This is a genomic window from Pseudohongiella acticola, assembly GCF_001758195.1.
GTDB lineage: Bacteria > Pseudomonadota > Gammaproteobacteria > Pseudomonadales > Pseudohongiellaceae > Pseudohongiella > Pseudohongiella acticola.
This window is the reverse complement of record NZ_MASR01000002.1, coordinates 1-25,280: the sequence shown is the minus strand read 5'-3', so window position 1 is coordinate 25,280 and position 25,280 is coordinate 1. Positions and strand designations below refer to the sequence as shown.

The 25,280-nt window shown below is 56.8% G+C and carries 19 protein-coding genes; 9 read left to right on the top strand and 10 right to left on the bottom strand.

Going from position 1 to position 25,280, the window contains the following annotated elements:
* Window positions 1-5 precede the first annotated feature (5 nt).
* Genes PHACT_RS12315 through mtnC form a run of 6 tightly spaced genes read left to right on the top strand, consistent with a single transcriptional unit; the run spans window position 6 to window position 4,641 of the window.
* Window positions 6-590 carry a nitroreductase family protein gene (locus PHACT_RS12315; RefSeq protein ID WP_070118477.1) on the top strand — a complete coding sequence of 195 codons (585 nt, stop codon included), beginning with the start codon at window positions 6-8 and terminating at the stop codon, window positions 588-590.
* Window positions 591-641: 51 nt separating this feature from the next.
* The gene (locus tag PHACT_RS12310) at window positions 642-1,496 is read left to right on the top strand and encodes a pirin family protein (protein ID WP_070118471.1); all 855 of its coding nucleotides are present in this window, start codon (window positions 642-644) and stop codon (window positions 1,494-1,496) included.
* Window positions 1,497-1,509: 13 nt separating this feature from the next.
* On the top strand, window positions 1,510-2,694 hold the full coding sequence (locus PHACT_RS12305; RefSeq protein ID WP_070118469.1) for a class I SAM-dependent rRNA methyltransferase: 1,185 nt from the start codon (window positions 1,510-1,512) through the stop codon (window positions 2,692-2,694).
* A gap of 24 nt (window positions 2,695-2,718) precedes the next feature.
* On the top strand, window positions 2,719-3,381 hold the full coding sequence (locus tag PHACT_RS12300) for a methylthioribulose 1-phosphate dehydratase (protein WP_083264618.1): 663 nt from the start codon (window positions 2,719-2,721) through the stop codon (window positions 3,379-3,381).
* A 13-nt stretch (window positions 3,382-3,394) separates the two neighbouring features.
* A complete protein-coding gene (locus tag PHACT_RS12295) occupies window positions 3,395-3,952 on the top strand; it encodes a 1,2-dihydroxy-3-keto-5-methylthiopentene dioxygenase (protein ID WP_070118468.1) in 558 nt (185 codons plus the stop codon).
* Window positions 3,952-4,641, top strand: coding sequence for an acireductone synthase (mtnC, locus tag PHACT_RS12290; RefSeq protein ID WP_070118465.1), 690 nt, complete (start codon window positions 3,952-3,954; stop codon window positions 4,639-4,641). The genes PHACT_RS12295 and mtnC overlap by 1 nt, the downstream gene beginning before the upstream one ends.
* Before the next feature lie 83 nt (window positions 4,642-4,724).
* On the opposite strand, the gene PHACT_RS12285 is transcribed toward mtnC, so the two are convergent.
* From PHACT_RS12285 to PHACT_RS12245, 9 genes are all read right to left on the bottom strand, one after another.
* The gene (locus tag PHACT_RS12285) at window positions 4,725-6,668 is read right to left on the bottom strand and encodes an acetoacetate--CoA ligase (RefSeq protein ID WP_070118910.1); all 1,944 of its coding nucleotides are present in this window, start codon (window positions 6,666-6,668) and stop codon (window positions 4,725-4,727) included.
* 36 nt (window positions 6,669-6,704) lie between these two features.
* Window positions 6,705-7,646 (bottom strand): hydroxymethylglutaryl-CoA lyase, encoded by a 942-nt coding sequence (locus PHACT_RS12280; protein ID WP_070118460.1) that lies wholly within the window; start codon window positions 7,644-7,646, stop codon window positions 6,705-6,707.
* The gene (locus PHACT_RS12275; protein WP_070118457.1) at window positions 7,636-9,444 is read right to left on the bottom strand and encodes an acetyl/propionyl/methylcrotonyl-CoA carboxylase subunit alpha; all 1,809 of its coding nucleotides are present in this window, start codon (window positions 9,442-9,444) and stop codon (window positions 7,636-7,638) included. Before PHACT_RS12275 ends, PHACT_RS12280 begins: the two co-directional genes overlap by 11 nt.
* On the bottom strand, window positions 9,441-10,313 hold the full coding sequence (locus PHACT_RS12270; RefSeq protein WP_070118455.1) for an enoyl-CoA hydratase-related protein: 873 nt from the start codon (window positions 10,311-10,313) through the stop codon (window positions 9,441-9,443). Before PHACT_RS12270 ends, PHACT_RS12275 begins: the two co-directional genes overlap by 4 nt.
* A 53-nt stretch (window positions 10,314-10,366) precedes the next feature.
* Window positions 10,367-11,968 (bottom strand): carboxyl transferase domain-containing protein, encoded by a 1,602-nt coding sequence (locus PHACT_RS12265; protein ID WP_070118453.1) that lies wholly within the window; start codon window positions 11,966-11,968, stop codon window positions 10,367-10,369.
* A gap of 106 nt (window positions 11,969-12,074) precedes the next feature.
* Entirely contained in the window at window positions 12,075-13,241 is a 1,167-nt protein-coding gene (locus PHACT_RS12260; protein WP_070118452.1) for an isovaleryl-CoA dehydrogenase, read from the bottom strand.
* 172 nt (window positions 13,242-13,413) lie between these two features.
* Entirely contained in the window at window positions 13,414-14,952 is a 1,539-nt protein-coding gene (locus tag PHACT_RS12255; protein WP_070118450.1) for a methyl-accepting chemotaxis protein, read from the bottom strand.
* 118 nt (window positions 14,953-15,070) lie between these two features.
* Window positions 15,071-18,103 carry a bifunctional diguanylate cyclase/phosphodiesterase gene (locus PHACT_RS12250; protein WP_070118448.1) on the bottom strand — a complete coding sequence of 1,011 codons (3,033 nt, stop codon included), beginning with the start codon at window positions 18,101-18,103 and terminating at the stop codon, window positions 15,071-15,073.
* Window positions 18,104-18,196: 93 nt separating this feature from the next.
* On the bottom strand, window positions 18,197-19,372 hold the full coding sequence (locus PHACT_RS12245) for an aspartate aminotransferase family protein (RefSeq protein ID WP_070118446.1): 1,176 nt from the start codon (window positions 19,370-19,372) through the stop codon (window positions 18,197-18,199).
* Between the two features lie 151 nt (window positions 19,373-19,523).
* Between PHACT_RS12245 and msrA the strand changes: the two genes are divergently transcribed.
* The 3 genes from msrA to PHACT_RS12230 all read left to right on the top strand — a co-directional run bounded on the left by msrA (window position 19,524) and on the right by PHACT_RS12230 (window position 22,913).
* Entirely contained in the window at window positions 19,524-20,153 is a 630-nt protein-coding gene (msrA, locus tag PHACT_RS12240) for a peptide-methionine (S)-S-oxide reductase MsrA (RefSeq protein ID WP_070118444.1), read from the top strand.
* A 123-nt stretch (window positions 20,154-20,276) separates the two neighbouring features.
* Window positions 20,277-21,404, top strand: a complete 1,128-nt coding sequence (locus PHACT_RS12235) for a hypothetical protein (RefSeq protein WP_070118442.1) — start codon at window positions 20,277-20,279, stop codon at window positions 21,402-21,404.
* Between the two features lie 102 nt (window positions 21,405-21,506).
* Entirely contained in the window at window positions 21,507-22,913 is a 1,407-nt protein-coding gene (locus tag PHACT_RS12230) for an MBL fold metallo-hydrolase (protein WP_070118440.1), read from the top strand.
* 88 nt (window positions 22,914-23,001) lie between these two features.
* Here the strand turns inward: PHACT_RS12230 and PHACT_RS16360 are convergent.
* A partial coding sequence (locus PHACT_RS16360) for a hypothetical protein (RefSeq protein WP_070118438.1) occupies window positions 23,002-25,280 on the bottom strand: 2,279 nt, incomplete at its 5' end.

Below are 25,280 nucleotides of genomic sequence, written 5' to 3'. Positions count from 1 at the left end.
TGCCCATGAAGTACCCCGATTCAATTCATCCCGATTTTTCAGCCCGCGACGCTCTGCAGGGTGTTGATCCATTGCAGATCAGTCGCTGGTCGCCTCGCGCATTTACCAAATCGGTCATCGCCGAAGCCGATGTGGCCTTGTTGTTCGAGGCGGCCCGCTGGGCACCCTCCTGTTTCAACGCCCAGCCCTGGGAGTTTTACGTTTCCACTGACAAAACCTTTGATGATTACCTGAACCTGCTGGTTGAAGGTAACCAGGCCTGGGCCAAAAATGCGTCCTTGCTGGGTTTTGTTGTGGTGAAAAAGACCTTTTCCCATAACGGCAAAGCCAACGCCTATGCCGAATACGATGCCGGCGCTGCGTGGATGGCGATGACCTTACAGGCGCGGCAGATGGGCCTGTATACGCATGGAATGGGCGGCATCAAGCATGATGAAGTCGCCGCTTACCTCAAGCTGGACGACGATCATAAAGTCATCTGCGGCCTGGCCATTGGTGTCGCGGCTGCGCCTACGATCCTGCCTGACGAACTGGCTGCCAAGGAGAAACCCTCACCGCGAAAACCGCTCAGCGAGGTGTTGCGTAGATAACACGTGACAGGGCGTCATCCTACTTTTGACTCACTCAGGCCGGAGTAAACCATGGCAACGATACTGCAGGCAGACGACAAAGACCTGGGTGGATTCACCGTCAGTCGGGTTTTACCCAACCAGGATAAAAAAATGGTCGGGCCGTTTATCTTTTTTGATCACATCGGTCCGGCTGATTTCCCAGCCGGTGAGGGCATCAACGTGCGACCGCACCCGCATATCGGTCTGGCCACGGTCACCTATCTGTTTAACGGCAGCATTCTGCACCGTGACAGCCTGGGCTCGGTGCAGGAGATTTTCCCCGGTGACGTCAACTGGATGATAGCCGGCAAAGGCATTGTGCATTCTGAGCGGGAAACCCATGAAGTGCGGGCGCAACAGCATCCGTTGCATGGTCTGCAATTGTGGGTGGCACTGCCGCCGGAGCACGAGACCGTTGAACCTGATTTTCAGCACATCAACAAGTCGCTGCTGCCTACCATTAATCGTCCCGGCTTGATGATGCGGCTGATTGTGGGTGAGGCCTATGATCGCAGTTCGCCGGTGAGAACCTTCTCCCCCATGTTTTACCTGGACATTCTGGCGCAGCCGGGCGCCACGCTGGAACATCCGAATCCCGAACATGAGGCAGCGCTTTTTGTTGAAAGTGGCAGCATCAAGGTCAGTGATACGGTATTTAATGCCGGTGACTTTGTGTTGCTCGATGGCAATGATCTGGAAATCGAGAGCCTCGAACACAGTCGTCTGATGCTGCTGGGCGGTGAAAAATTTCACCGCGTGCCACACATACACTGGAATTTTGTCGCTTATGAGCGCAGCACACTGGATGCGGCGCGCAAACGCTGGGACAATGGCGAGTTTCCCCGGGTGCCGGGGGATGACAAGGAATTTATACCACTGCCATGAGTGTCATTAAGCAATGAATATTGTGAAGCTGGGCAAGGGCCGTGACAGTTCGCTGTTGCGCCATCATCCGTGGATTTTCTCTGGTGCAGTTGCCGCCGTAGAAGGTACGCCTGGTGTCGGCGACACCGTGACCATTGCAGACAGCAGTGGCAAGGCTCTGGGCGTGGCCGCCTGGTCGCCGGCATCACAGATCCGTGCACGCATGTGGTCGTTTGATCCAGGCACGGTGATTGATGCGGACTTTATTCGCGAACGCCTGCGCCGCGCCATTGCCCGGCGCGCCGGCCTGTTGAGTGAGACACGCACCGCCTGCCGGTTGGTGTACGCAGAGGCGGACGGTTTCCCCGGGTTGATCGTGGACCGGTATGGTGACTATCTCAGTTGCCAGTTTCTCAGCAGTGGCGCCGAGTTCTGGCGAGACACCATCATCGCTGCACTGGCGGAATTGTCCCCGTGCCTGGGTATTTATGAGCGTTCCGACGTTGCGGTGCGCAAACACGAAGGTCTGGAACAGCGCCAGGGTCTGGTGCATGGGCAGGAGCCTCCGCAATGGGTGCAGATCCAGGAGCAGGATCGCCTGTTCATGGTCAGCATCCAGCAGGGCCACAAAACCGGCTACTATCTGGATCAGTTTGACAACCGCAGCCTGGTGCAACAACTGAGCGCCGGTAAAACCGTGCTCAACTGCTTCTCCTATACCGGCGGGTTTGGCATTGCCGCGCTCAAGGGCGGCGCCACCCACGTCACCAATGTCGACTCCTCGGCACCGGCGCTGGAACTGGCCGGCCAGAATCTGGAGCTGAACGGCTTTGATGCCGATCAGGCCGAGCTGGTGCAGGCCAATGTCTTTGAGTATTTGCGCGAGTTAAAAGCCAGCAATACGTCTTATGACCTGATCGTGCTGGATCCACCGAAGTTTGCCGAGACAAAACATCAATTTAAAAAAGCGGCGCGAGCGTATAAGGATATCGCGTTGCAGGCGGCGCAGTTGCTCAATGTCGGCGGCACACTGGTGAGTTTCTCCTGCTCCGGTGCCATCGATCCGGCGCTGTTTCAGAAAATTACCGCGGACGCCCTGCTGGATGCCGGGCGCGAGGGCCGCATAACGCATTACCTGCATCAGGCTGAAGATCACCCGGTGGCATTGCCGTTTCCGGAGGCACTGTATCTGAAGGGGTTGGTGTGTGTGCTTGACTGAACAAATCGGGCTATAATTCACGCCATGAAGCCAGCACCCTCGACAAATGTCTCTTCAACCCGCTCCGCAGCAGACTACGCTCATACCGTATCAGGCCTGATCGCTGCGGGTGCGCGACTCTGGCAGCAGGGATGGTGTCCGGCCACCAGCAGTAATTTTTCCCAGCGTCTGGGGCCGGACAGCTGTGCCGTTACCGTGTCGGGCCGTGACAAAGGCAACCTGCAGCCGGAAGACATCATGCAAGTGGACTTGGCGGGGCAGGCGCTGGATGGCAAAAAGCCGTCGGCCGAAACCCTGTTACATACGCAGTTATACCGGCATGACCCCGAGATTGGTGCGGTTTTGCATACCCATTCGATGAATGCGACGCTGGTGTCGACAGTTGCCCCGAGCATCGTGGAACTCAGCGGCCTGGAATTGCTCAAAGCTTTTGCCGGCAATAGTAGTCATCAGGTCACCCTGCGTATTCCGGTGTTCAACAATACCCAGGATATTGCAGCACTGGCCAATGATGTCGAAACCTGGATGCAACAACATGGCACCGGACATGCATATTTGATCAGGGGGCATGGTCTGTACACCTGGGGCCGCGATTTGCCGGAAACTCTGCGCCATCTTGAGGCACTGGAGTTTCTGCTTGAGTATTATTGGCACGCCCGACCTGACACGACTGAAGTAGTGATTTGATTGAGGATAGAAAATGAGCGCGTTAACGATATATTCGGACTCCGATCCCGCCACCGTTGAGTGGCAGGCCACTGATGCCCTGCAGATTGCAGAGCAGCTGGCAGCCGTCGGTATCCGCTTTGAACGTTGGCAGGCAACGGCCGCGGCCAGGGCCGGCGACAGCAGCGAAGATGTCATGGCTGCTTACCAGACCGATATTGACAAACTGGTTGCCGAAGAGGGCTATCAAACCGTGGACGTGATCAGTCTGGATGCGTCCAACCCTGAGGTGGAAGCCAAAGTGCCGGAACTGCGTCAGAAATTTCTCAGTGAACATTGCCATAGCGAAGACGAAGTGCGTTTCTTTGTTGATGGTCAGGGGCTGTTCAGTCTGCATCTTCAGGATAAAGTTTATGAAGTACTGTGTCAGAAAGGAGATCTGATTTCAGTGCCGGCCAACACGCCACACTGGTTCGACATGGGCCCGAAACCGTCGTTCGTGGCGATCCGGTTTTTTAACAACACCGAAGGCTGGGTTGCCAACTATACGGGCAGTCCGATTGCTGAATCGTTTTCCCGACTGGAGTCATAATGAAACCGATTGCCATTGTTACGGATATCGAAGGCACCACAAGTTCCATCCGTTTTGTTAAGGACGTGCTGTTTGTCTACGCGGAGCGGTTTCTGCCGGAATTTGTGCGCAAGCACAAGGAAGAGCGCGACGTGGCACGACAGCTGCGCAGCATGAGTGAGAGCACTGGCATTCCGCAAAAAAATACCGAAGCGCTGATTGATCAGCTGCGGCTGTGGATGCACGAGGACCAGAAGGTAACTGAACTGAAGGCGTTGCAGGGCATGGTATGGGAGCGTGGTTACCAGCGCGGTGAATACCAAGCACACGTGTATGCCGACGTGCCACCCAAGTTGCAGGAGTGGCTGGACGAAGGTATCAATCTGTATGTTTATTCGTCGGGTTCGGAAAAAGCACAGCGCCTGTTCTTCCGTTACTCCAGTTGCGGTGATCTGCGGCTGATGTTTGCCGGTTATTTTGATACCACTATCGGCGCCAAGCAGGAAGTGCAGTCCTACCTTAACCTGGCCGAGCAGATTGCCTTGCCGCCCAAGGATATTCTGTTCCTGTCCGACATCGAAGGTGAACTGGACGCTGCCGCTGATGCGGGTCTCAACACTATCTGGGTGGTGCGGCCCCAGGAAGGCACTGTGGCGCCGAAAAAAACCCGACATGCCATCGTCAACACTTTCAGCGAAATCGAGCTATAGAGAAAGAAAGGGGACGGAGGGAATACTTTTTGACCACCTATGGTCAAAAAGTATTCCCTCCGTCCCCTTTCTTTTCTTTCTTTTTAGGCCTCAAATTCTTTCAGCGCATCGGGGTTGGCGAGAGCATCTCTGTTGTTGACGGGGCGGCCGTGCAGGGTTTCACGCACTGCGATCTCGGCAATCTTGCCATTGAGGGTGCGGGGTATGTCGGTGACCTGACGGATGACGGCAGGTACGTGGCGCGGTGACGCACCGTTGCGAATACTGAGCTTGATCGTGCCAATCAGCTCATCGTCCAGTGTGGCATCGGCCTGCAGGCGTACAAACAGCACAATGCGCACATCGCCCTCCCACTCCTGACCCACGGCTACACTCTCAAGTACCTGTGCTAATTGTTCCACCTGGCGATAGATTTCAGCAGTGCCAATGCGCACGCCGCCAGGGTTCAACACCGTGTCTGAACGACCGTAAATAATCCAGCCGCCATGTGCAGTCTGTTCAGCGTAATCGCCGTGGGTCCATATGTTATCGAAGCGCGCGAAGTATGCCGCCTGGTACTTCTCATGCTCCGGATCCTGCCAAAAGCCGGTGGGCATGCTGGGAAAGGACTGCTGGCACACCAGTTCGCCTTTTTCCTGCGACACCGGTTTGCCGGCCTGGTTGTAGACCTTTACATCCATGCCCAGGCCAGCACACTGAATCTCGCCACGGTATACCGGCAACAACGGACTGCCGAGCACAAAGCAGGAGATGATATCAGTACCGCCGGAAATCGACTGCAGACTGATGTCGCCCTTCACCTGCTGGTAAACGTAATCAAAGCCTTCTGCGTTCAGCGGTGAACCGGTGGAGAGCAGGGTGTGCAGATGCGGCAGGGCATGAGTCTGCTGTGGCTGGACACCGGCTTTTTCTGCTGCCGACAGGTACTTGGCCGAGGTGCCAAAAATCGTGACGCCGGTATCTTCTGCCAGGTCAAACAGTATTGAGGGTTTGGGATGAAACGGCGACCCATCGTACAGCACCAGTGTTGCGCCTGAGGCCAGACCACTGACTAGCCAGTTCCACATCATCCAGCCGCAAGTGGTGAAATAGAACAGCACGTCATCACGCTGCAGGTTCAGGTGCAGGTGATGTTCCTTGCGATGCTGCAACAGCGTACCGCCGGCACTGTGCACGATGCATTTGGGGACGCCGGTGGTGCCGGATGAATACATGATAAACAGTGGATGCGCGAACGGCAGGGCAGCAAAGGTCATTTCCGCTGCCAGTTCTCCGGCCAGGGCGTCGCGCCAGTGCACAACGTCGCTATGTCCCACGGGATCGTCAGCGCCGGCCTCGTACAGGTCAGGTAGCAATACCACCTGTCGCAGCGATGGCAGACCCGCCATCAGTTTCTCCAGCACTGCCTGATGCCTGTTGATGCGCCCGGCATAACAGTGACTGCTGACGGCAAAAAGTACTGTCGGTTCAATCTGGGTGAATCGGTCCAGTATGCCGCCGACACCAAAATCCGGTGAACACGATGACCAGATCGCACCGATGGACGCGCTGGCCAGCATAGCGACCACGGTTTCAATTCGGTTGGCAGCAAAACCGGCGACCCGATCACCGGCAATCACGCCCTGGGCCAGCAACCAGCGCTGCAGCTGCGACACCTGCTGATAGAGCTCGGCATAGCTCAATGACTGGCGGTTGTTGTGTTCGTCACTGAAGATCAAGGCCGTTTTGTCATCACGAAAGCGCAGCAGGTTGCCTGCGTAATTCAGTTGATGCTCGGGAAACCATTGGTCCAGCCATATCTGCTGACCAGGTTTAAGCGTTCTGGCATGGGCGGGGGCGTCAGTTTCAATGCCGGTGAAATCCAGGCAGGTGTGCCAGAATGCTTCCCGGTTCTGCACGCTCCAGCGATGGACGGCGGCATAACTGTCAAGCTGAAGCCGCTGGGTCTTATTCAGCCAGTGGATAAAATCGACCAGGTGACAGTCACCGGGTGCCGCTGTTTTTATAGTGAACCGCGCCGGGCTCATCCGTTCTGCGCTGTTGGTTATGGTGGTTGTCATGATTCAGATCCCGCGTGCGACCGGTAACCCGGCCAACGATACCCTGGACTGGTTGCGTCGATTGAGCTGCGTACAGATCCAGTGGCTGGTATCAATCAGACGTGGCAGGTCGATACCAGTCTCCATGCCCAGGCCCTGCAACATGAACAGCACATCCTCCGTGGCAACATTGCCACTGGCGCCCTGAGCGTAGGGGCAACCACCGAGACCGGCCACCGAGGCATCAATGGTACGCAGGCCAAGTTGCAGGCCGGCTGTCAGATTGGCCAGTGCCTGCCCGTAAGTGTCATGGAAATGCATGGCCAGTTGCGCCGGGCCGGTTTCCTGCAGGCAGCGTGACAACACCGACTGCACATGGTGAGGTGTGCCGGTGCCAATGGTGTCGCCAATGGACACTTCATAACAGCCCAGTGCCATCAGCTCACGCACCGCCATGGCAACATCCTCTGCCGATACGTCGCCCTGATAAGGACAGCCCATGGCACAGGACACATAACCCCGTACCGGAATACCCGCTGACTTCGCTGCTGCGCAGACTTCGGTAAACCGCCGAATGCTTTCCTGAATGCTGCAATTGATATTTTTCTGGCTGAACATTTCAGAGGCCGCGGCGAATACTGCCACTTCATCGACGCCGGCCTGCATTGCGCGTTCAAAACCCTGCATGTTGGGTGTCAGTGCACTGTAGCGCACACCGGGCAGTCGGGTGATAGCAGCAAATACCTGGTCAGAGTCTGCCATCTGCGGAATCCATTTGGGGGAGACGAAACTGCCAGTCTCGATGCGCTGCAGGCCCGAGGCAGCCAGACGATCCACCAGACCCGCCTTGACGTTTGCGCTCAGCTGGGTGGTTTCATTCTGCAGACCATCGCGTGCGCCCATCTCGACAATGCTGACGCGTTGTCCCTGCAACGTTGACAGTGCCAGGTCCGTTCTAGTGTTCATTGGCGGCTCCACTGGCCTCATCGTTTGCGGTAAAGGTCATCAGCAGTTGATCCGGCTGTACCATCGCATCGGCTTCACACTGTACTGTGTCGATGTTGCAGTCGGCGCTGGCCCTTAACGTATGTTCCATCTTCATCGCTTCCATGACCAGCAGCGGCTGACCCGCCACTACCGGGTCGCCTGCATTAACAAACAGCTTGATAACACGACCGGGCAGGGGGGCTTTCAGGGCCTGTTGGGCTGCACCCGGGCCACCGCCTGTTCCCGTAAAGAGGGTATTGATATCAGTCGCCGCCGACGCCGCGCCACCGGCATACAGCGGTCGCAGATGGTATTGCTGCACAAAGGCCTGACGCTGACCCTGATTCTGCCGCCAGCCGCTCAGTGCGCCCCAGGCAGGCTTGTGGTGCGACAGTGACGCTGATCTGCTGCGCTGCCGTCGCACCAGCGCGACCGCGATGTCTTGCTGATGCTCTGCCAGGAATCCAGTGTGCAAGCTCGCCTGCCTGAAGGCGGGTGAGTCGAGTACGGCACCGAGGAAGTCGGCATTGTGACTGATGCCGGCAATCTGCAGTTGCGCCAATGCCTGCGACAGTTCCTCAATCGCTTCTGCGCGGTTGGGTGCTGAGGCAATAAGTTTGCCCAGCATGCTGTCGTAAAATACGCTGACACGATCACCGCTGCGAAACCCGGAATCCACCCGCAGTGTCTCACCCTGAGGCCAGTTCAGTTCGTTGATCATGCCGGTTGATGGCAAAAAATCCGGGGCGCCGGATTCGGCATTGATGCGGGCTTCAATGGCCCAGCCCCGACGCGGGATATCGGCCTGCGCCAGGGGCAGGGTTTCACCACTGGCCACGCGCAATTGCCAGGCCACCAGGTCCAGTCCGGTGATGCATTCGGTTACCGGGTGTTCCACCTGCAGGCGGGTATTCATTTCCAGGAAATAGAACGCGCCGTCCTGATACAGAAACTCGACCGTGCCGGCACCGGAATAACCAATGCTGGTGGCGGCACGTACCGCTGCCGCGCCCATGGCATCGCGAGTGCTGTCATCAAGGCCGGGGGCAGGGGCTTCTTCGATCAGTTTCTGGTGCCGACGCTGCACCGAACAGTCGCGCTCATGCAGGTGCACACAGTGGCCATGGTCGTCGGCAAAAATCTGGATCTCCACATGCCGAGCCTGCGTCAGATATTTCTCCAGCAGCACGCGGCTGTCGCCAAAGGCGGCTTGTGCTTCGCGCTGCACGGCAGCCAGAGCTTCCTCCATTTCTGCCGCCGAATTCACTACGCGCAGGCCACGGCCGCCGCCACCTGATACCGCTTTCAGCAACACCGGATACCCGGCTTTGTCCGCTTCGCGGCGCAAGCCATCCACACTCTGGTCGTCACCATGGTAGCCCGGCAACAGGGGCACACCGGCGTCAGTCATCAACTGTTTTGCGCGCGCCTTGGAACCCATGGCGGCAATGGCATCGGCACCCGGACCAACAAAGCGTATGCCGGCCGCTGCTACGGCGCGGGCGAATTCACTGTTCTCCGACAAAAAACCGTAACCGGGATGGATGGCGTCTGCGCCCCAGTCAGCGGCAATGGCCAGTATCTGCTCAGCGTCCAGATAACTGTCGCTGGCGGCATTGCCGCGCAGGGCAAAGGCATCATCCGCCAGTTGCACATGCAGGGCTTTGCCGTCTGCCGGTGAATACACGGCTGCGCATCGAATACCCAGCTGCTGAGCGGTGCGCAGGATGCGGCAGGCGATTTCACCGCGATTGATGATCAATAAGCGTTCTATCATGGTTTGCTTTTATCCGCAGCGGTCGACGTCCAGTCGGAGCCTGTGGTGGTGTGTTTCCCCGTGGCTTGAGGTTCAGCCCATGGTGCTGGTTGCTTGTCCAGGAATGCCTGTAGACCATTCTGGGCCTCCTGACCCGTACGCACGCGTGCGATCAACGCTGCGGTGTAATCGGTTATTTCACGTGAGGACGGTACCGGCACCAGGTAATTGATCAGGCTCTTGGTGGTGGTCATGGCGCGGGGTGCGTTGTTCAACAACATCATCGCGGTGTCCATGACCTCGTTCATCAGCGTGTCTGCCGGCACACAACGGTGAACCAGGCCGGCACGTTCGGCAGCGTCGGCACTGAACACCTCGGCGGTCAGAAAGTAACGTCGTGCCTGGTGCGCGCCAATACGGGCAACCACATAGGGGCTGATCACCGCCGGTACCAGCCCCAGCTTGACTTCGCTGACACAAAAACGAGCGTCATCTGCCGCGATCACAATATCGGAGCAGGCCGCCAGCCCGGTGGCACCGGCAAATATGTTGCCATGCAGAGCAGCGATGACCGGTTTGGGGAACTGATGCAGTGCCTGCAGCATGGCAGCAAAGCGACAGGCGTCATCAACATTTTCTTCGTGGCTGAAATCAACCATCGACTTCATGTAATTCAGGTCGGCCCCGGAGCAGAAGCTTTTGCCGTGGCCCGCCAGAATCACAACGCGGGTATTGTCATCTTTTGCCAGTGTGGTCAGGGCGTCATGCAGATCAGCAATCAGTGCCTGCGTCATGGCATTGTGTTTTTTGGGTCGGTTCAGCCAGATCACAGTGACCCCGTCATGCGGGCGACTTATCTCCAGCGGTGCGGTAATGCTGTCAGTGGTCATAACGATGCCTTATTGTTTTTATGGATTTACGTCGCGGTTATAGCGGAATTTGCCTACATCCGGAAAATACCAAATTGCGTGTCCTGACGCGGTGCATTTTGCGCGGCAAACAGCGACAGCCCAAGCACAAAACGCGTGTCCGTCTGCGCAATAACGCCATCGTCCCACAGGCGCGCACTGGCGTAGTAGGGGTGGCCTTCGCGTTCGTACTTGTCTTCGATGGGTTTCTTGAACTGCTGCTCTTCCTCGTCCGTCCATGACTGTTTTTTCGCAGCCAGTGTCTCGGCCTTGATCTGTGCCAGCACACCGGCGGCCTGGGCGCCGCCCATTACCGAGATGCGGGCATTGGGCCAGGTCCACAGAAAACGCGGATCGTAGGCGCGGCCGCACATGCCATAGTTGCCGGCGCCAAAACTGCCACCAATCAAGACCGTTACTTTGGCTACATTGGCGGTGGCGACGGCGTTGACCAGTTTGGCGCCGTTCTTGGCAATGCCTTCGTGTTCGTATTTTTTGCCGACCATAAACCCGGTAATGTTCTGCAGGAACACCAGCGGAATATTGCGTTGGCAGCACAGCTGAATGAAGTGGCTGCCTTTTAATGCGCTCTCGGAAAACAGAATACCGTTGTTGGCGATGATGCCGACGCTTTGCCCCAGAATGTCGGCGAACCCGCACACCAGCGTAGCGCCGTACAGGGGCTTGAATTCATCAAACACCGAGCCGTCCACAATGCGGGCAATGACTTCACGTACATCGTAGGGCTGGCGTACATCTGCGGGCACAATGCCGAGCAGTTCGTCGCTGTCAAACAGCGGCGCGGGTGCAGTCAGGTCCAGAGTGTGCCCGGGCCGGTTCAGGCGCGCCATACTACGCCGGATCAATGCCAGTGCATGCATGTCATCGTCAGCCAGCTGATCGGCCACGCCTGAAATCTGACTGTGTACCAGGCCGCCGCCAAGGTCTTCGGCGCTGACGATTTCGCCGGTGGCGGCTTTTACCAGGGGCGGGCCACCCAGAAAGATGGTGCCCTGTTCGCGGACAATAATGGATTCATCGGCCATCGCTGGCACGTAAGCGCCACCGGCCGTGCACGATCCCATTACCGCGGCAATCTGTGGAATACCGGCTGCCGACATCCGTGCCTGATTAAAAAAGATGCGACCAAAATGTTCGCGGTCCGGAAACACTTCTGCCTGATGCGGCAGGTTGGCACCGCCTGAATCGACCAGATAAATGCAGGGCAGGTGGTTCTCGGCGGCAATCTGTTGTGCCCTTAAGTGTTTTTTCACGGTCAGCGGATAATAGGTACCGCCTTTGACCGTGGCGTCATTGGCAACGATTACGCAGCATTGTCCCGACACCATGCCGATACCGCTGATCATGCCGGCACCTGGAATGTCGTCGTCATACACTTGATACGCCGCCAGTGCTGACAGTTCAAGAAACGGCGAACCGGTGTCCAGTAGTGCTTCAATGCGTTCGCGTGGCAGCAGTTTGCCGCGCTGTTGATGGCGCTCGCGTGAGCGCTGGTCACCGCCCAGCGCGAGTGTGGCGGTAAGTGCCTGTAATTCGTCACGCAACGCGGAATGGTGCTGATAGTTGTGCGCGAACGCTTCGCTCTGCGGACTGATGGCGGAGGTCAGCGTTGTCATCTGCTCTTTACCTCGCTCATGACTGTTTTTTCGCTCAGGGCTGCTTTTTCGCACAGGGCTGTCTTTTCGCTCATGGCTGCCTTCTCGCTCATGGCTGTCTTCTCGCTCATGGCTGCGTCTCCCGGAACAGCTCACGGCCTATCAGCATGCGGCGGATTTCCTGGGTGCCGGCGCCGATCTCATACAGTTTGGCATCACGCAGCAGTCGCCCGGTAGGGTAGTCATTGATATAACCGTTGCCACCCAGTATCTGTATTGCTTCCAGCGCCAGTTGTGTGGCCTTGTCGGAGCTGAACAGGATGGCGCCGGCGGCGTCCTTGCGGGTGGTTTCACCGCGATCACAGGCGCGTGCCACGGCATAGACATAGGCGCGGGCGGCGTTCAGATTGGTATACATGTCAGCGACTTTACCCTGGATAAACTGAAAGTTGCCGATGGGTTCACCGAACTGCTTGCGATCATGAATATAGGGCAGCACGGCATCAACACAGGCCTGCATGATACCCAGCGGGCCGCCGGACAAAACCACGCGCTCATAATCCAGGCCACTCATCAGCACGCGTACGCCGCCGTTCTCCACACCCAGAATATTTTCCGCCGGCACTTCACAGTCCTGGAACACCAGTTCGCAGGTATTGGAGCCGCGCATGCCGAGTTTGTCGAGTTTGGGAGAGCGGCTGAAGCCGGGAGCGTCACGTTCCACCAGAAAGGCAGTGATGCCATGGGCACCGGCATCTGCATCGGTGCGGGCATAGATCACATAGACATGGGCATCAGGCCCGTTGGTGATCCACATTTTACTGCCGTTAAGAACATACACATCTCCCTGCTTGCGGGCGCTGAGCTTCATGCTCACCACATCAGAGCCGGCATTGTGTTCGCTCATGGCCAGTGCGCCTATGGCTTCACCACTGACCAGGCCGGGCAGGTAGCGCTGCTTTTGCGCGTCATTGCCATTGCGGTAGATCTGATTGACACACAGATTGGAGTGCGCGCCGTAGCTGAGGCCGACGCTGGCCGAAGCACGACTGATTTCCTCGGCAGCAATAACATGCGCCAGATAACCCAGGCCCGAGCCACCGTGCTCTTCAGACACGGTAATACCCAGCAAACCCAGGTCACCCATTTTGCGCCAGAGATCGGCAGGGAATTCATTGTCCTGATCGATCCCGGCGGCACGTGGGGCGATCTCGCGGTCGGCAAACTGTCTGACCTGCTGTTGCAGCATGGTCAGGGTTTCGTCCAGGTCAAAACTCAATTGCGGGTAATGCATGGAATAAGTCTCTTGTTATTCTGCGGCTTGATTTTGCCGAATATATCAACAGACCGATTCTAAACCAAAAGTGAATGGATTCACATCATGGGTGACGCCGTCGCCATCCGCATGCAAATCTCTATTTTTATCCAGGCTCGTGCTAACCGTTATCCTAAGCTCTACAAGCGCCTCATGCGCTGAACTGCTTCACTATCTCGCGCATGGCGGCAATATCCTTGGCCAGTCGAGTGCTGCTGTCAGCATTGACTTTGGAGGCCTCGCTGGTCTTCTCAGACTGTCCCTGAATATTGACGATGTTGCGGTTTACTTCCTCGGCGACAGCGCTTTGTTCTTCGACGGCGGTGGCTACCTGGAAGGCCATGTTGCGGATATCGGACACCGCCTTGCTGATGGAGGTGTAGGAGTGGCCAGCCTGCTGATTGTAGCTGACACATTGCTGTGCCTTACTCTGGGCATCGCTGATGCTGTCGACACAGCTGTTGGTGCTGTTCTGGATGCGTGAAATGATGTCCTTGATCTCGACCGTGGAATTCTGCGTACGCTGGGCCAATGTACGCACTTCGTCGGCGACCACGGCAAAGCCACGGCCCTGTTCTCCGGCACGGGCCGCCTCAATGGCTGCGTTCAGGGCCAACAGGTTGGTCTGTTCGGCAATGGCGTTGATCACTTCAATGACCGAGCCGATGGCCTTGCTGTCGGTCCCAAGGCCGTTGATAAGCTGGGTAATGTCATCAATGTTCTCAGCCAGCAGGGTGGTCGCTGACAGGCTTTCCTGAATCGATTTGTGACCCTGTTCGACGGAATTGTCGGCCTCTTCAGCAGCAGTCGAGGTGCGCGCGGTATTACTGGATACTTCCACAATCGCGCTGGACATCTCGGTGACGGCGGATGACACCGAAGTGAGTTCGTGTTGTTGCTGGTTGATGGCCTGATCAGTCACTTCAACGGAGTCAGTAGCCTGTTTCGCCAGCGCTGTCAGGCGTGTGGCAGATTCGTCAACGCGTTTGAGAATGGTGCTGGCCTTTGCGTTCTGGTATTTCAGTGCCAGCTCAATGCTGCCCAGTTCATTTTTATGGCCGGTATACACGGCGCGTGCCAGTTTATCCTGACTGATGCTTTCGCAGCGCTGCAGCAACGGATTCATCTGCGCCAGCTGCATGGCGCAACCGGCGACACCGGCACCGGCAGCAACCAGTGCCAGAACCAGAGCCAGGGGGCCCGATAACAGGCTGAGTGCGGCAATGACGGCAGCGGCGCTGACCGCCTGAATCGCGAGCAACGATTGTCGCCACGACAACAGCGACTGCATACGCACGGACGCCCCTGATCGCAGCTTTTTGTACAAAGACTCCGCATGGGCGACATCGCTCTCATCCGGACTCGAGCGTACCGACTGATAGCCGGTCACTTTGCCGTTAACCAGCACCGGTGTGATGTAGGCGTCGACCCAATAGTAATCGCCGTTTTTGCACTTGTTCTTGACCATGCCCATCCACGGGCGCCCGGACTGGATCGTATCCCACAACGCCTTGAATGCGTCTTTGGGCATATCCGGGTGGCGTACGACGTTGTGGGTGGCACCCAGCAGTTCCTTCTCGGTAAAGCCCGAGATGGCAATAAATTCCGGGTTTGCGTATTTGATCGTACTCTTGAGGTCCGTGGTGGAAACCAGTTTTTCCGATGCGGAGAACTTAATGCGTTGTGACATGGCCGAATCTCTTGCGTGTCAGGTATACATACACAATAGCGGCGATGGCCAGTTTAACTTGAGTGAAGGATCTGTAAATTTTTAAGCAATAACGCCAAGTCCAGAACCCCGGTTTTGTTCAGGTACTGATGACGTTTGCGGGAAATCCGGTCGCCCGGTACCAGCTAACAAATTCATCCGCGCAACAGGGCCGGTGGTAGAAAAAGCCCTGGATCTGGTCACAATAATTGTCACGTAGAAATGCCAGCTGGCGGGCGTTTTCCACGCCCTCGGCGACAACGGTGAGACCCAGAGTTTTACCCATGGAGATAATGGCTTTGCTGATGGCCTGGTCTTCCTTGCTGCTGGCCAGGTCGCGAATAAACGCGCGGTCAATTTTCAGCGTATCGATGGGGTAGTGACGCAGCTGTCCCAGCGAAGAATAACCAGTGCCAAAATCATCGATGGCAAATCGTACTCCCATGCGCTTGATCTGGGTCATCAGTTCAATGGCACGCTCCGGATTCTGCATGACCAGACTTTCGGTGATCTCCAGCTCCAGCAAATTAGCGGCGAAGTCCGTGCGCGCCAGTACATCGCTGATGTGTTTGTGCAGGTCTGGGTGGTTAAACTGGCGCGGCGACAGATTAACGGCCAGTGCCAGCGGCGGCAGACCCTGTGCCTGCCACGCCACCAGTTGTTGACAGGCAGTTTCCATGACCCATTCGCCAATCGGGATGATCAGACCATTGTCTTCGGCAATGGGGATAAACTGCACGGGCGAAATGTCGCCCCGCTCGGGGTGGTGCCAGCGCAGCAGTGCCTCGACACCCACCACCTCATCGTTGTCGAGTGCCACTTTGGCCTGATAGTGCAATGCCAGCTCGCCTCGCTCAAGCGCATGCCTCAGTTCCAGTGCCAGACCGGCACGTTCCTGGGTATGTTGATGCAGATCGGCGGAATAGATACGGTAACTGTTGCGACCGTCTTCCTTGGCCGCATACATGGCCGTATCCGCATGTTTCATCAGGCTTTCTTCATCGTTGGCATCAATGCCATACAGGCTGATGCCAATGCTGCCGCTGACGGCGAACTCGCGCTCAGCCAGTGCGATGGGTTGTTTAAACATCTTTAACACGTTTTCGGCAATCTGACCGGCCTGCTGCTTGTCCGACACCTTGTGCAGCAGCACGACGAACTCGTCACCGCCCAGCCGTGCCACGATGTCACTGTCGCGCAGAGGTTTGCGGAGCCGCTGCGCTACCTCGGACAGCAACAGATCACCGGTGTGGTGGCCATAAGTGTCGTTGACAGCTTTGAATCGGTCCAGGTCAATAAACATGACGGCAAAACGCTGATCTTTATAACGATTGGCGGTGCGGATGGACTGGCGCAGCAATTCACTGAACATCACCCGATTGGGAAGGCCAGTCAGGGTATCGTGGGTGGCGAGGTGTTTGATGCGGTCAGCGATACGCTTTTTCTCGGTGATATCCCGTGATATGCCACGGTATCCGGCAAAGGCACCGGCGCTGTCGACGATGGGCTCGCCGGCCAGAGTAAAATGGTAACGGACGCTGTCTTCATTGGTGAATGAAAATTCAAAGTCGCGAAACGGCTGTTCTTTTTTTAAAAGCCGGCGCAGTTGCCGCCAGTTCATCGAATCCGGTTTTATGCCGGGCATTTCCCACAGGTGCCGGCCCAGTATGGTCTTCACCGCGCGCTGGTTGGCTTCGCCGACAACCCGGCCTTCATATTTGGTAAAACGCAGGTTGGCATCCTGTTCCCAGTAAAAATCGGATGTCAGGTTGGTCAGACTGCGGAAGCGGGCTTCACTTTCCTGAATCAACGCGGCTGCGCGGGCCTGTTCTTCTGCGCTGGCAAAATTATCCAGCGCAAATGAAATGTTGTCGGCCATGCTTTGCATCACGGCCTGGGTTTCACTGTCAAAGGCGTCCTTGATGCGACTGTAAAACAGCATCACCGCGACCACCTGTTTACGTTGGAACAACGGCATGGCGGCGGCACTGTTAAGCCCCTGATTTATAAGCAGGTCACGCCAGGGCAGGGAGCGCGGGTCATTGATATAGTCGTTGCTGATCATGGCGACGCCGTCCCGCAGTGCACTGCCTACCAGCCCCTGGCCCTGAGGCGTGCCGGCGTCGGCACTGATCTGCAGCGGCTGCGCTTCGAAAGTTTCATCGCCCATCATGGCAACGCCGTTGAGTTCACCACCGGCATCAGGCGTCACAATCATGGTCATGGCAAACAGGGATTCATTGACGGCAGCGGCGCAGATATCCTGATACAGCGTGGCAACTGTTTCTGCCCGAATGATGGCGCCGTTGATATTGCTCAGCGTGGAAAAGATGTGTTGCAGATGCAGTGCACGCGTTTCGGCCATTTTGCGGTCGGAGATGTCGCGGCTGACGCCAATGATGATCCAGCGGCCATTCAGGCAGGTGGCGCGGCTGTAGACTTCGATAATGCCAGGTTTGTCGTCTTTCAGTTTGACGCGGCGTTCGATACGACTGCTGCCGCCCTGGGTAATCAGGCGATCATAGCGTTCAATCAGTTCTTCTGGTGTAAGGTCCAGCGCTTCCGAGGGTCCCATGGCCAGCACTTCTTCTCGGGTGAAGCCATAGGCGCGAGCGGCGGTGTCATTGACATCAAGGAAGGTCAGGGTGTCCCGATCAACCAGGTAGATCATGTCCATGGACATGTCCATGGCGGCGCGGAAGCGGAGCAGGCTGGCTTCACTGTGATGTTCATGGCTCATGTCGATGGCGACACAGTCGTAGCCCTGAAACACCTGATTGTCATCAAACTGGGGGACGCCGCTGATCTGCAGGTAAACGTTCCGCTCATCGCCACTGAGGCGGCATTTGATCTGGCGGTAGGGCTGCCGTGCGCCAACACTGGCCAGGTATCTGGGCCAGTCTTCGCTGGCAACACTGTCAGCGTCGCCCAGATCAATGAGTCTTCGTTGGAACAACAGCTGCGCTACTGAGGTAGTTTTGTCGCTGTGGCTGTCAATTTGTGTACAGAAGCCTTTGTCATCTTCCTGCCAGCTCAGGTCGGTGCAAAGCGACACGACCTGCTGCAACGAGCCGGGGACGGCAGGGCGCAGGGCGACTTCTCCCAGCCGGGTGACATTTTTTGTGGGCAGCATAATCTTCCAACTACAGTCGACCGTGATGTGTGGCTATCCGGCGTATTATTATTATGAGTGTTATACGTAATTGTTATAGCTTATGACATTCTGTTACAGACTGGCAAGGTCGGCACACGCAGATGCCAGTAATGCCAGCGACTCGTCCACCTCTGCAGCGCTGATATTCAGCGGCGGTAGCAGCCGGACTGAGTTACCGCCGGCTTTTACCGCCAGCAGCTTGTGTGTTGCCATCGCCTTCAGCAGATCAGCATTGCTGCCGGCGCAACGCAGACCCACCATCAGTCCGAGTCCGGTATGACCGGCGAGAATGCCCGGGTACTGTTCACTGAGGGCATCTATGCCAGCCCGCAACTGATCGGCACGCTGGTTCACCTGGGTCAGAAAGCCTGGCTCGGTCAATACGTCCAGTACCGCATTTGCCACTGACGTTGCCAGCGGATTGCCGCCAAAAGTACTGCCATGGGTGCCGGCCGTCATGACTTCAGCCACGTGTTCTCTGGACAGGCAGGCACCAATGGGGAAACCGCCGCCCAATCCCTTGGCCGAGGCCAGCAGGTCAGGGGCCACTCCCAGCGCTTCGTGAGCAAACAGATAACCGGTCCGTCCGATACCTGATTGTACCTCGTCGAACATCAATAAAATGCCGTGTTCGTCACAAATCTGACGTACAGCCTGCAAATATTCCACCGACACCGCGCGTATACCGCCTTCGCCCTGCACCGGCTCAAGGATGATGCCGGCGGTGCTGTCGCTGATGGCAGCGCGCAGGGCGTCGAGATCGCCAAACGGTACCTGATCAAAACCGGCATCACCGACCAGGAACCCTTCGGTATGCAAGGGATTCAGGCAGGCAGCTACCGGCGCCAGTGTGCGACCGTGAAAGGACTGGGTCAGGGAGATGATACGCACACGTTGCTTACGTCCATGATGGTAATGGTAACGACGCATCATCTTGAAACCACATTCCACCGCTTCGGTGCCGGAATTGGCAAAAAACACACGATCAGCAAAGGTCAGCTCAACCAGGCGCTTTGCCAGTGTTTCCGTGGGCACATTGCTGAACAGGTTGGACGTGTGCCACAGCGTATCTGCCTGGCGCTTGAGCGCTGCAATAAGGTGAGGATGGCAATGGCCCAGGCAGTTCACGGCGATGCCCATGGTGAAATCGACATAGCGCTCGCCGTCTGCCGTGTACAGATAAACGCCCTGGCCACGGGCAAACTGGAGTTCCGGGTGACCATAGTTGGCCATCAAAGCTGAAGTCATTACTAAATCCTGGGGTGATGGTTATGTGTAAATGAGTAGCTGAAATCGTTGGTGTGATATTCTAGGCGTCAGTCAGGTTCTTGTATACGCGTGGCGGTGAAATGCCTGTTTTCAACGCAGTCGTATCAGCCGTTGGAGGAAGGAGAAAGCAATGGGTTTATTTGATAAAGACAGAATGATTTCAGCGGATCGTGCCCTGCGCGGGCGCGATTCTCCGATGCAGATAAGCGGCCAGCACGTCGTCACTGGTAACAATATGTTACAGCCATTGCCCGCAGGGTTGCAGGAAGCGGTTTTTGCGCTGGGCTGCTTCTGGGGTGCGGAGCGGGTATTCTGGAAGCTGCCGGGCGTTTACAGCACGGCGGTGGGGTATGCCGGCGGGTTTACGCCGAACCCGACCTATGAAGAAGTCTGCAGTGGTTCCACTGGCCATACCGAAGCGGTTCGGGTGGTGTTTGATCCGGCAGTGACGTCGTTTGCCGCGCTGTTGAAAACATTCTGGGCCTCCCATGATCCGACTCAGGGTATGCGTCAGGGCAACGATCGTGGCACGCAGTACCGTTCTGCCATCTACACCGTGTCTGACGAACAAAAAATACAGGCTGATGCCAGCCGTGCAGAGGCACAGAAACGGCTGGATGCGGCAGGTGTCGGCATCGTGACTACAGAAATTGCGCCACTGGCCGATTTTTATTACGCAGAGGAATATCATCAACAGTATCTCGCGAAAAACCCTGCGGGTTATTGTGGTATTCGCGGATTGTCCTGTCTGATTGAGTGATTGTCACATTAATGTCATGTAGCTGTTGCTAAAATGACACACAGTTGTCTTGTAACTGTCTTTAATTTGACATGTGACAATTACGATACTGTTCAAAAATATCACGCTAAGGGGAGAACTTTAGTGACTCATAAATCATGGCTGGGACTGGCATTGTTGCCTGTGCTCAGCAGTACGGCATTTGCTCAGGATGTCGATTTTTCCGGAGACCTGCGTTTCGGGTTTGCCAGTCTTGATCGCGAAGACCGTAATGGTCTGAACTCTGATGACAGTCAGTTTAATCTGCGTGTCAGAGCCGGCATGCAATGGAATATCTCCGAGATATACAGTGCCAAAATCCGTGTTGCTGCCACTGGCAATGACAGCGATTTCAGTGGCGACCTGAAGTTCTACACTGAGCTGCCGGCCGGGGCGTCCAGCATCGAGCCAGGTGATATGACCATCGACGAACTCTATGTGCGTGCCCGTTATGGCAACTGGGATCACAAGGTAGGACGCTTCCAGTTCAGCAATGCACTGGTCGGCGTGCCAGCCAAATCCATGAGCCGGATGAACTCAAACAGCTGGAATGTCAGCTGGACCGACGGTCTGCATAGCCAGTTCAGCGCAGGCGATGGCTGGAAATACAACTTCATTATCGAGCATGCCACCGAAGATGGCCCGACCACCGTGCGCCGCTCGCCGCTGAATTACCAATCGTCGCAGAGTCGGGCAACGTACTATGCGTCAGTCGACAAGTCTGATGAAGACGGTCTGTTCCTGCAGCGCTCGGTTGATGTCACCGTGATTCCCTCGGCGCTGTATTACAACGGGGTCGCGGCAGGCGACAAGACTGATTACGTGGCGGTGACAGCGCGTCTGGGCCTGCAATGGGCACTGCGCGGCGAAAGCCGCTTTGTCGCCGGTGTTGAAGTCGGCCATGCGCCTGACACGCCCACATCGGCAGCAATGGGCCTTCCCGGTTTTGGCGACAGTGACGGCAATGCCTGGCAGATTTCGCTGAACGTGATGGACCTGGCGCCGGGCCACAGCATCGGCCTGGTGCACGGTGAAAACGACGCCGGCTGGCTGCTGTCCACCGACTTCACCAACAACCAGTCGCTGACCGAGTTCCGCTACAACTGGCGGCCCATGTCCGGGCACCTGTTTCAGTTCCGTCTGCGTGAACGCGAGGACCTGATCCAGCGCAGCACCGCCGTGCGCAAGCGCAACGACGTCGACTACTACATCCGCTACAGCATCAGCCTCTGATGCTCTAGAAAGAATGGGGACGGAGGGAATACTTTTTGACCATACTATATATGGTCAAAAAGTATTCCCTCCGTCCCCATTCTTATAGTCTAAGCTTAGGGTATGGAAAACTATCCCAGGTTTAAGCACCACGGTGCCGTCACGGGTGTGACGGGCAGCTGCCATCGTTTACTGGCATCACCAGATCTGCATGTGCTGGTCGACTGCGGCTTGTTTCAGGGACGTGAAGCCCGCGGCGATACGCTGGACCTCCATCGCATCGACTTTGATATCTCCACGGTCAGGGCATTGCTGGTCACCCACGTGCATATTGATCACATTGGGCGGCTGCCCTATCTGCTGGCTGCCGGTTTTGACGGCCCCATCTATTGCAGCGAACCATCGGCGCGCCTGTTGCCGCTGGTCATAGAAGATGCGCTGAAAGTGGGGTTCACCCGTGATGCGGATTTGATTCAGCGGTTTCTGGATACTGTGGACAAGCAGCTGGTACCGTTGCCGTACCAGCAGTGGCACACCATCGCCGAGACCACTGATGTCGCGGTTCGTATCCGTCTGCAACGCGCCGGCCATATCCTGGGCTCGGCCTATATCGAGATTGACGCGGTCTATGCGGATGGCCGCTCGCACCGTACGGTATTCTCCGGTGATCTGGGCGCACCGCATGCACCGTTGCTGCCCGCACCCGAATCCCCGGCATGTGCCGATACCCTCGTTATTGAAAGTACGTATGGCGATCGTCTGCACGAGAACCGGGAAACCCGGCAACAGCGCTTACGCGACGTACTCAGCCATGCTCTGGAAAATGGCGGCACGGTGATGATCCCGGCCTTCAGTATCGGGCGCACGCAAGAGTTGCTGTACGAGCTTGAAGGTCTGATTCAGGCCGGTAAAGACGCGCAGGATGCTGCCTGGAGAGACCTGCAGGTCATTGTCGATTCACCGCTGGCGGCAAAATTTACCGCGATCTATCGCGAACTCAAACCCTTCTGGGATGCCGAGGCGCTAAAACGGGTACGGGCCGGACGCCATCCACTGGATTTTGACAGCCTGTATACCGTCGACTCTCATGAGCAGCATCTGCAGACCGTCGCCTATCTGGCCAAAAACCGGCAGCCAGCGGTGGTTATTGCCGCCAGTGGCATGGCCGCCGGCGGGCGCATCGTCAACTACCTGAAAGCCATGCTGCCGGAACCGGTGCACGATGTGCTGTTTGTCGGGTATCAGGCCCGGGGTACGCTGGGTCATCAGCTTCAGCAACTGACGCCCGGGGCTGGTGCCACGGTCGAGATAGATGGCGAGACGGTGACAGTGGCGTGCCCGATTACCAGCATCGGTGGTTACAGCGCCCATGCCGATCAGCAGGATCTGCTGGATTTTGTCTATCACATGCCGCACTGGCCAGCACAGATTCGGATTGTGCATGGAGAGCGCGTGGCGCGGGAAACACTGAAGCAGGCCATGCTGACGATGGCGGCGGAGGCGGGCAGGGAAGTTGAGGTGATCTGTTAAAGGGCATGGGATAAAAGGGGACGGAGGTTAGATTTGCTGCGCAAATCCCTCCGTCCCCTTTTATCCTGTCCCCTTTAACCTTTAGCGATCACTCGACGCCGTACAGCACCTGCGTGCCGTTATCGCCGATGACCTTGAAATCGATACGACCATCGCCATTCACATCAATTGCCTGGAAAGCGATGCCGTTGGCATCCTTGTTGGCCGTATGGAAGGCCGTTTCGGCAGCGGTCAGCGGGCTGACAAAGAAGCTGGGCTTGAAGCGACCATTGCCTTCCGAGGTGATGATGCCGGTGCTGCGATCCACCTGGTAGGGGATCTGCGCCGCTTCCAGGCTGGCGAAGAAGCTGGTGTTGTCCATATAAGGCACCATGCGCTGCTGCACACCGTTGGCGCAGTGGATGCCAAAGCTGTACTCGGCAGCCGTGGGTGCGATGGTTGGCTCAACAATGGTGGTGCCACCGCAGTTGAAGTCCAGTGTCTTGCCCTTCAGGTTGTCGTAGGCAAACACGCCGGCGAAGCGCTGGCCGCCGCCGAAGTCGATACGGTAGGCAGCATCGTCGACACCAATGGTCATATTGGTGTAGCCCGCCTGCACCACGGCGAAACTAAAACCAAGCACATCGATGGGGACGGGTGCGAACCTCATCGCGTACCCTCTATTGACAATAACCGCTGTGCCATCACGCAGAATTCGGGTGCCGGTGGGTACTTCTGTCGGCACTGCACGAACGTCGATGTAATAAGCTGCGTAGGCTTCGCCTGGAAACTCGAAGGTCAGGATCTTACTAAGGGAATCATCCTTCCTGACGACCCCGGTATTACTGTCAAGTGCGAAGGCGCCGCCGGTCCTGTCATCACCAAAGGAGAAAAAGCTGAGTGCATCACGTAGGTGCTCAGTGTTAACTTCGACTGATGCTTTACTTGCGTCAAACGCTGCTATGTTTGCCTCGACGATGGGGTTTGCGTCAGTGTTGCCACCGAAATTATTGCTAATTGTAGTGTTAGTTTTTGCGGTAATCTGCGCGTCCGTAAGCACGTCATTGGACGGAATACGAATGGACTGGCGAAGGGTTGCTTCCAGCGCAGTCGGGCTCGCGACCAGTACCGCCGCAATCTCCTCGGGTGTCGCATTAGCGCCCAATCCGGCTTGGCGTATAGCCTCGCCGCGCGCCGACGCCTGGCCGGCTGTGACAACGCTGTTCACGATGGCGGCAGTGGCGGGTACTTTGGCTTTCTGCATGGCGTCAAGCGTCTTGTTGAGGGTGGCAACAGCGGCGGCCAATTGGGTTGGATTGTTGCTGACCTTGTTGATCAGTGTTACTACATTACTAAATACCGTTTGTACGTTGGCCTGCACCGCTGCCTGCTGCTCGGTAGACAGTGTGCCACCGTTGGTAACGGCAGTGGCCAGGGTTTCCAGTGAGCTGGCCGCCGTGTTCAGTGCGCTTTGTGCTTCTTCGGCCGTACCATTGACGATGGCGTTATTGGCTGCAGCGGCAGTGGTGCCGGTGCTTTCAACCGTTTCTGTGGCCACCTGGCCCGGAGGCGCGTCACCGCCACCGGCGCCGCTGCCGGCTGCTGCGGTAGTGAAGCGGCCATTGACGCGGTAGGAGCCTGCGCCAAAGTTTGCTTCCAGCTGATTGCCGTTCAGGTCAAAGACCGTATTGGGTGGCGTCGCTGCGGTGAACGAAGTAAAGGCACCGGTATCAATACCAAAGCGTGCTTTGGGTGCGCCAGTGGTTTCTTCAATAACGATGCTGTAATCGTACGTGTTGCCGCCGGTATTGAACTCACCCAGAATGTTGGTGAACAGTGAATCAGGCAGCAGGCCGTTGACCAGGTTGGAACCACTGAAGCTGATGCCGCCGCCGCTGATGGCGTAGGGGCCATTGGCATTGGTGTTGTTAAGTGTGGTGGTTGCGTTCAGTGAGCCGGCCCGTGCCAGCACGGTCAGGTTCTGAACCGGAATATCGCCAGTAACCGTGGTGCCGTTGACCGTCAAATTCAGTGTCGCAATGTAGGCCTCCAGGCGACGGTTAGTGCCGACCTCGGAGATGGAAACACCGACTTTAAAGGTATGCGTTTTGTTGGTCGCGCCGACTGAATTGCCCAGGGTGAAGGCAAAGTTGGGAATACCAAAGTTATCAGTCAACGGGATGTTGTTAATCGTGCCGACTGTGCCCGTTGCGTCTACCTGCGCCGAGGTGGAATACCCCGAGCCGTTACTGAGCGTAAATTGCCCCTGCGTGCCACTCGAGACAATGGTGAAATCATTTGCGTTGGCATAAACGCCAAATCCGGATATAACGCCCGCAATGACCACTTGGCTCAGGCGCGTCTTGTAACGGCTGGTATTTTTCATTA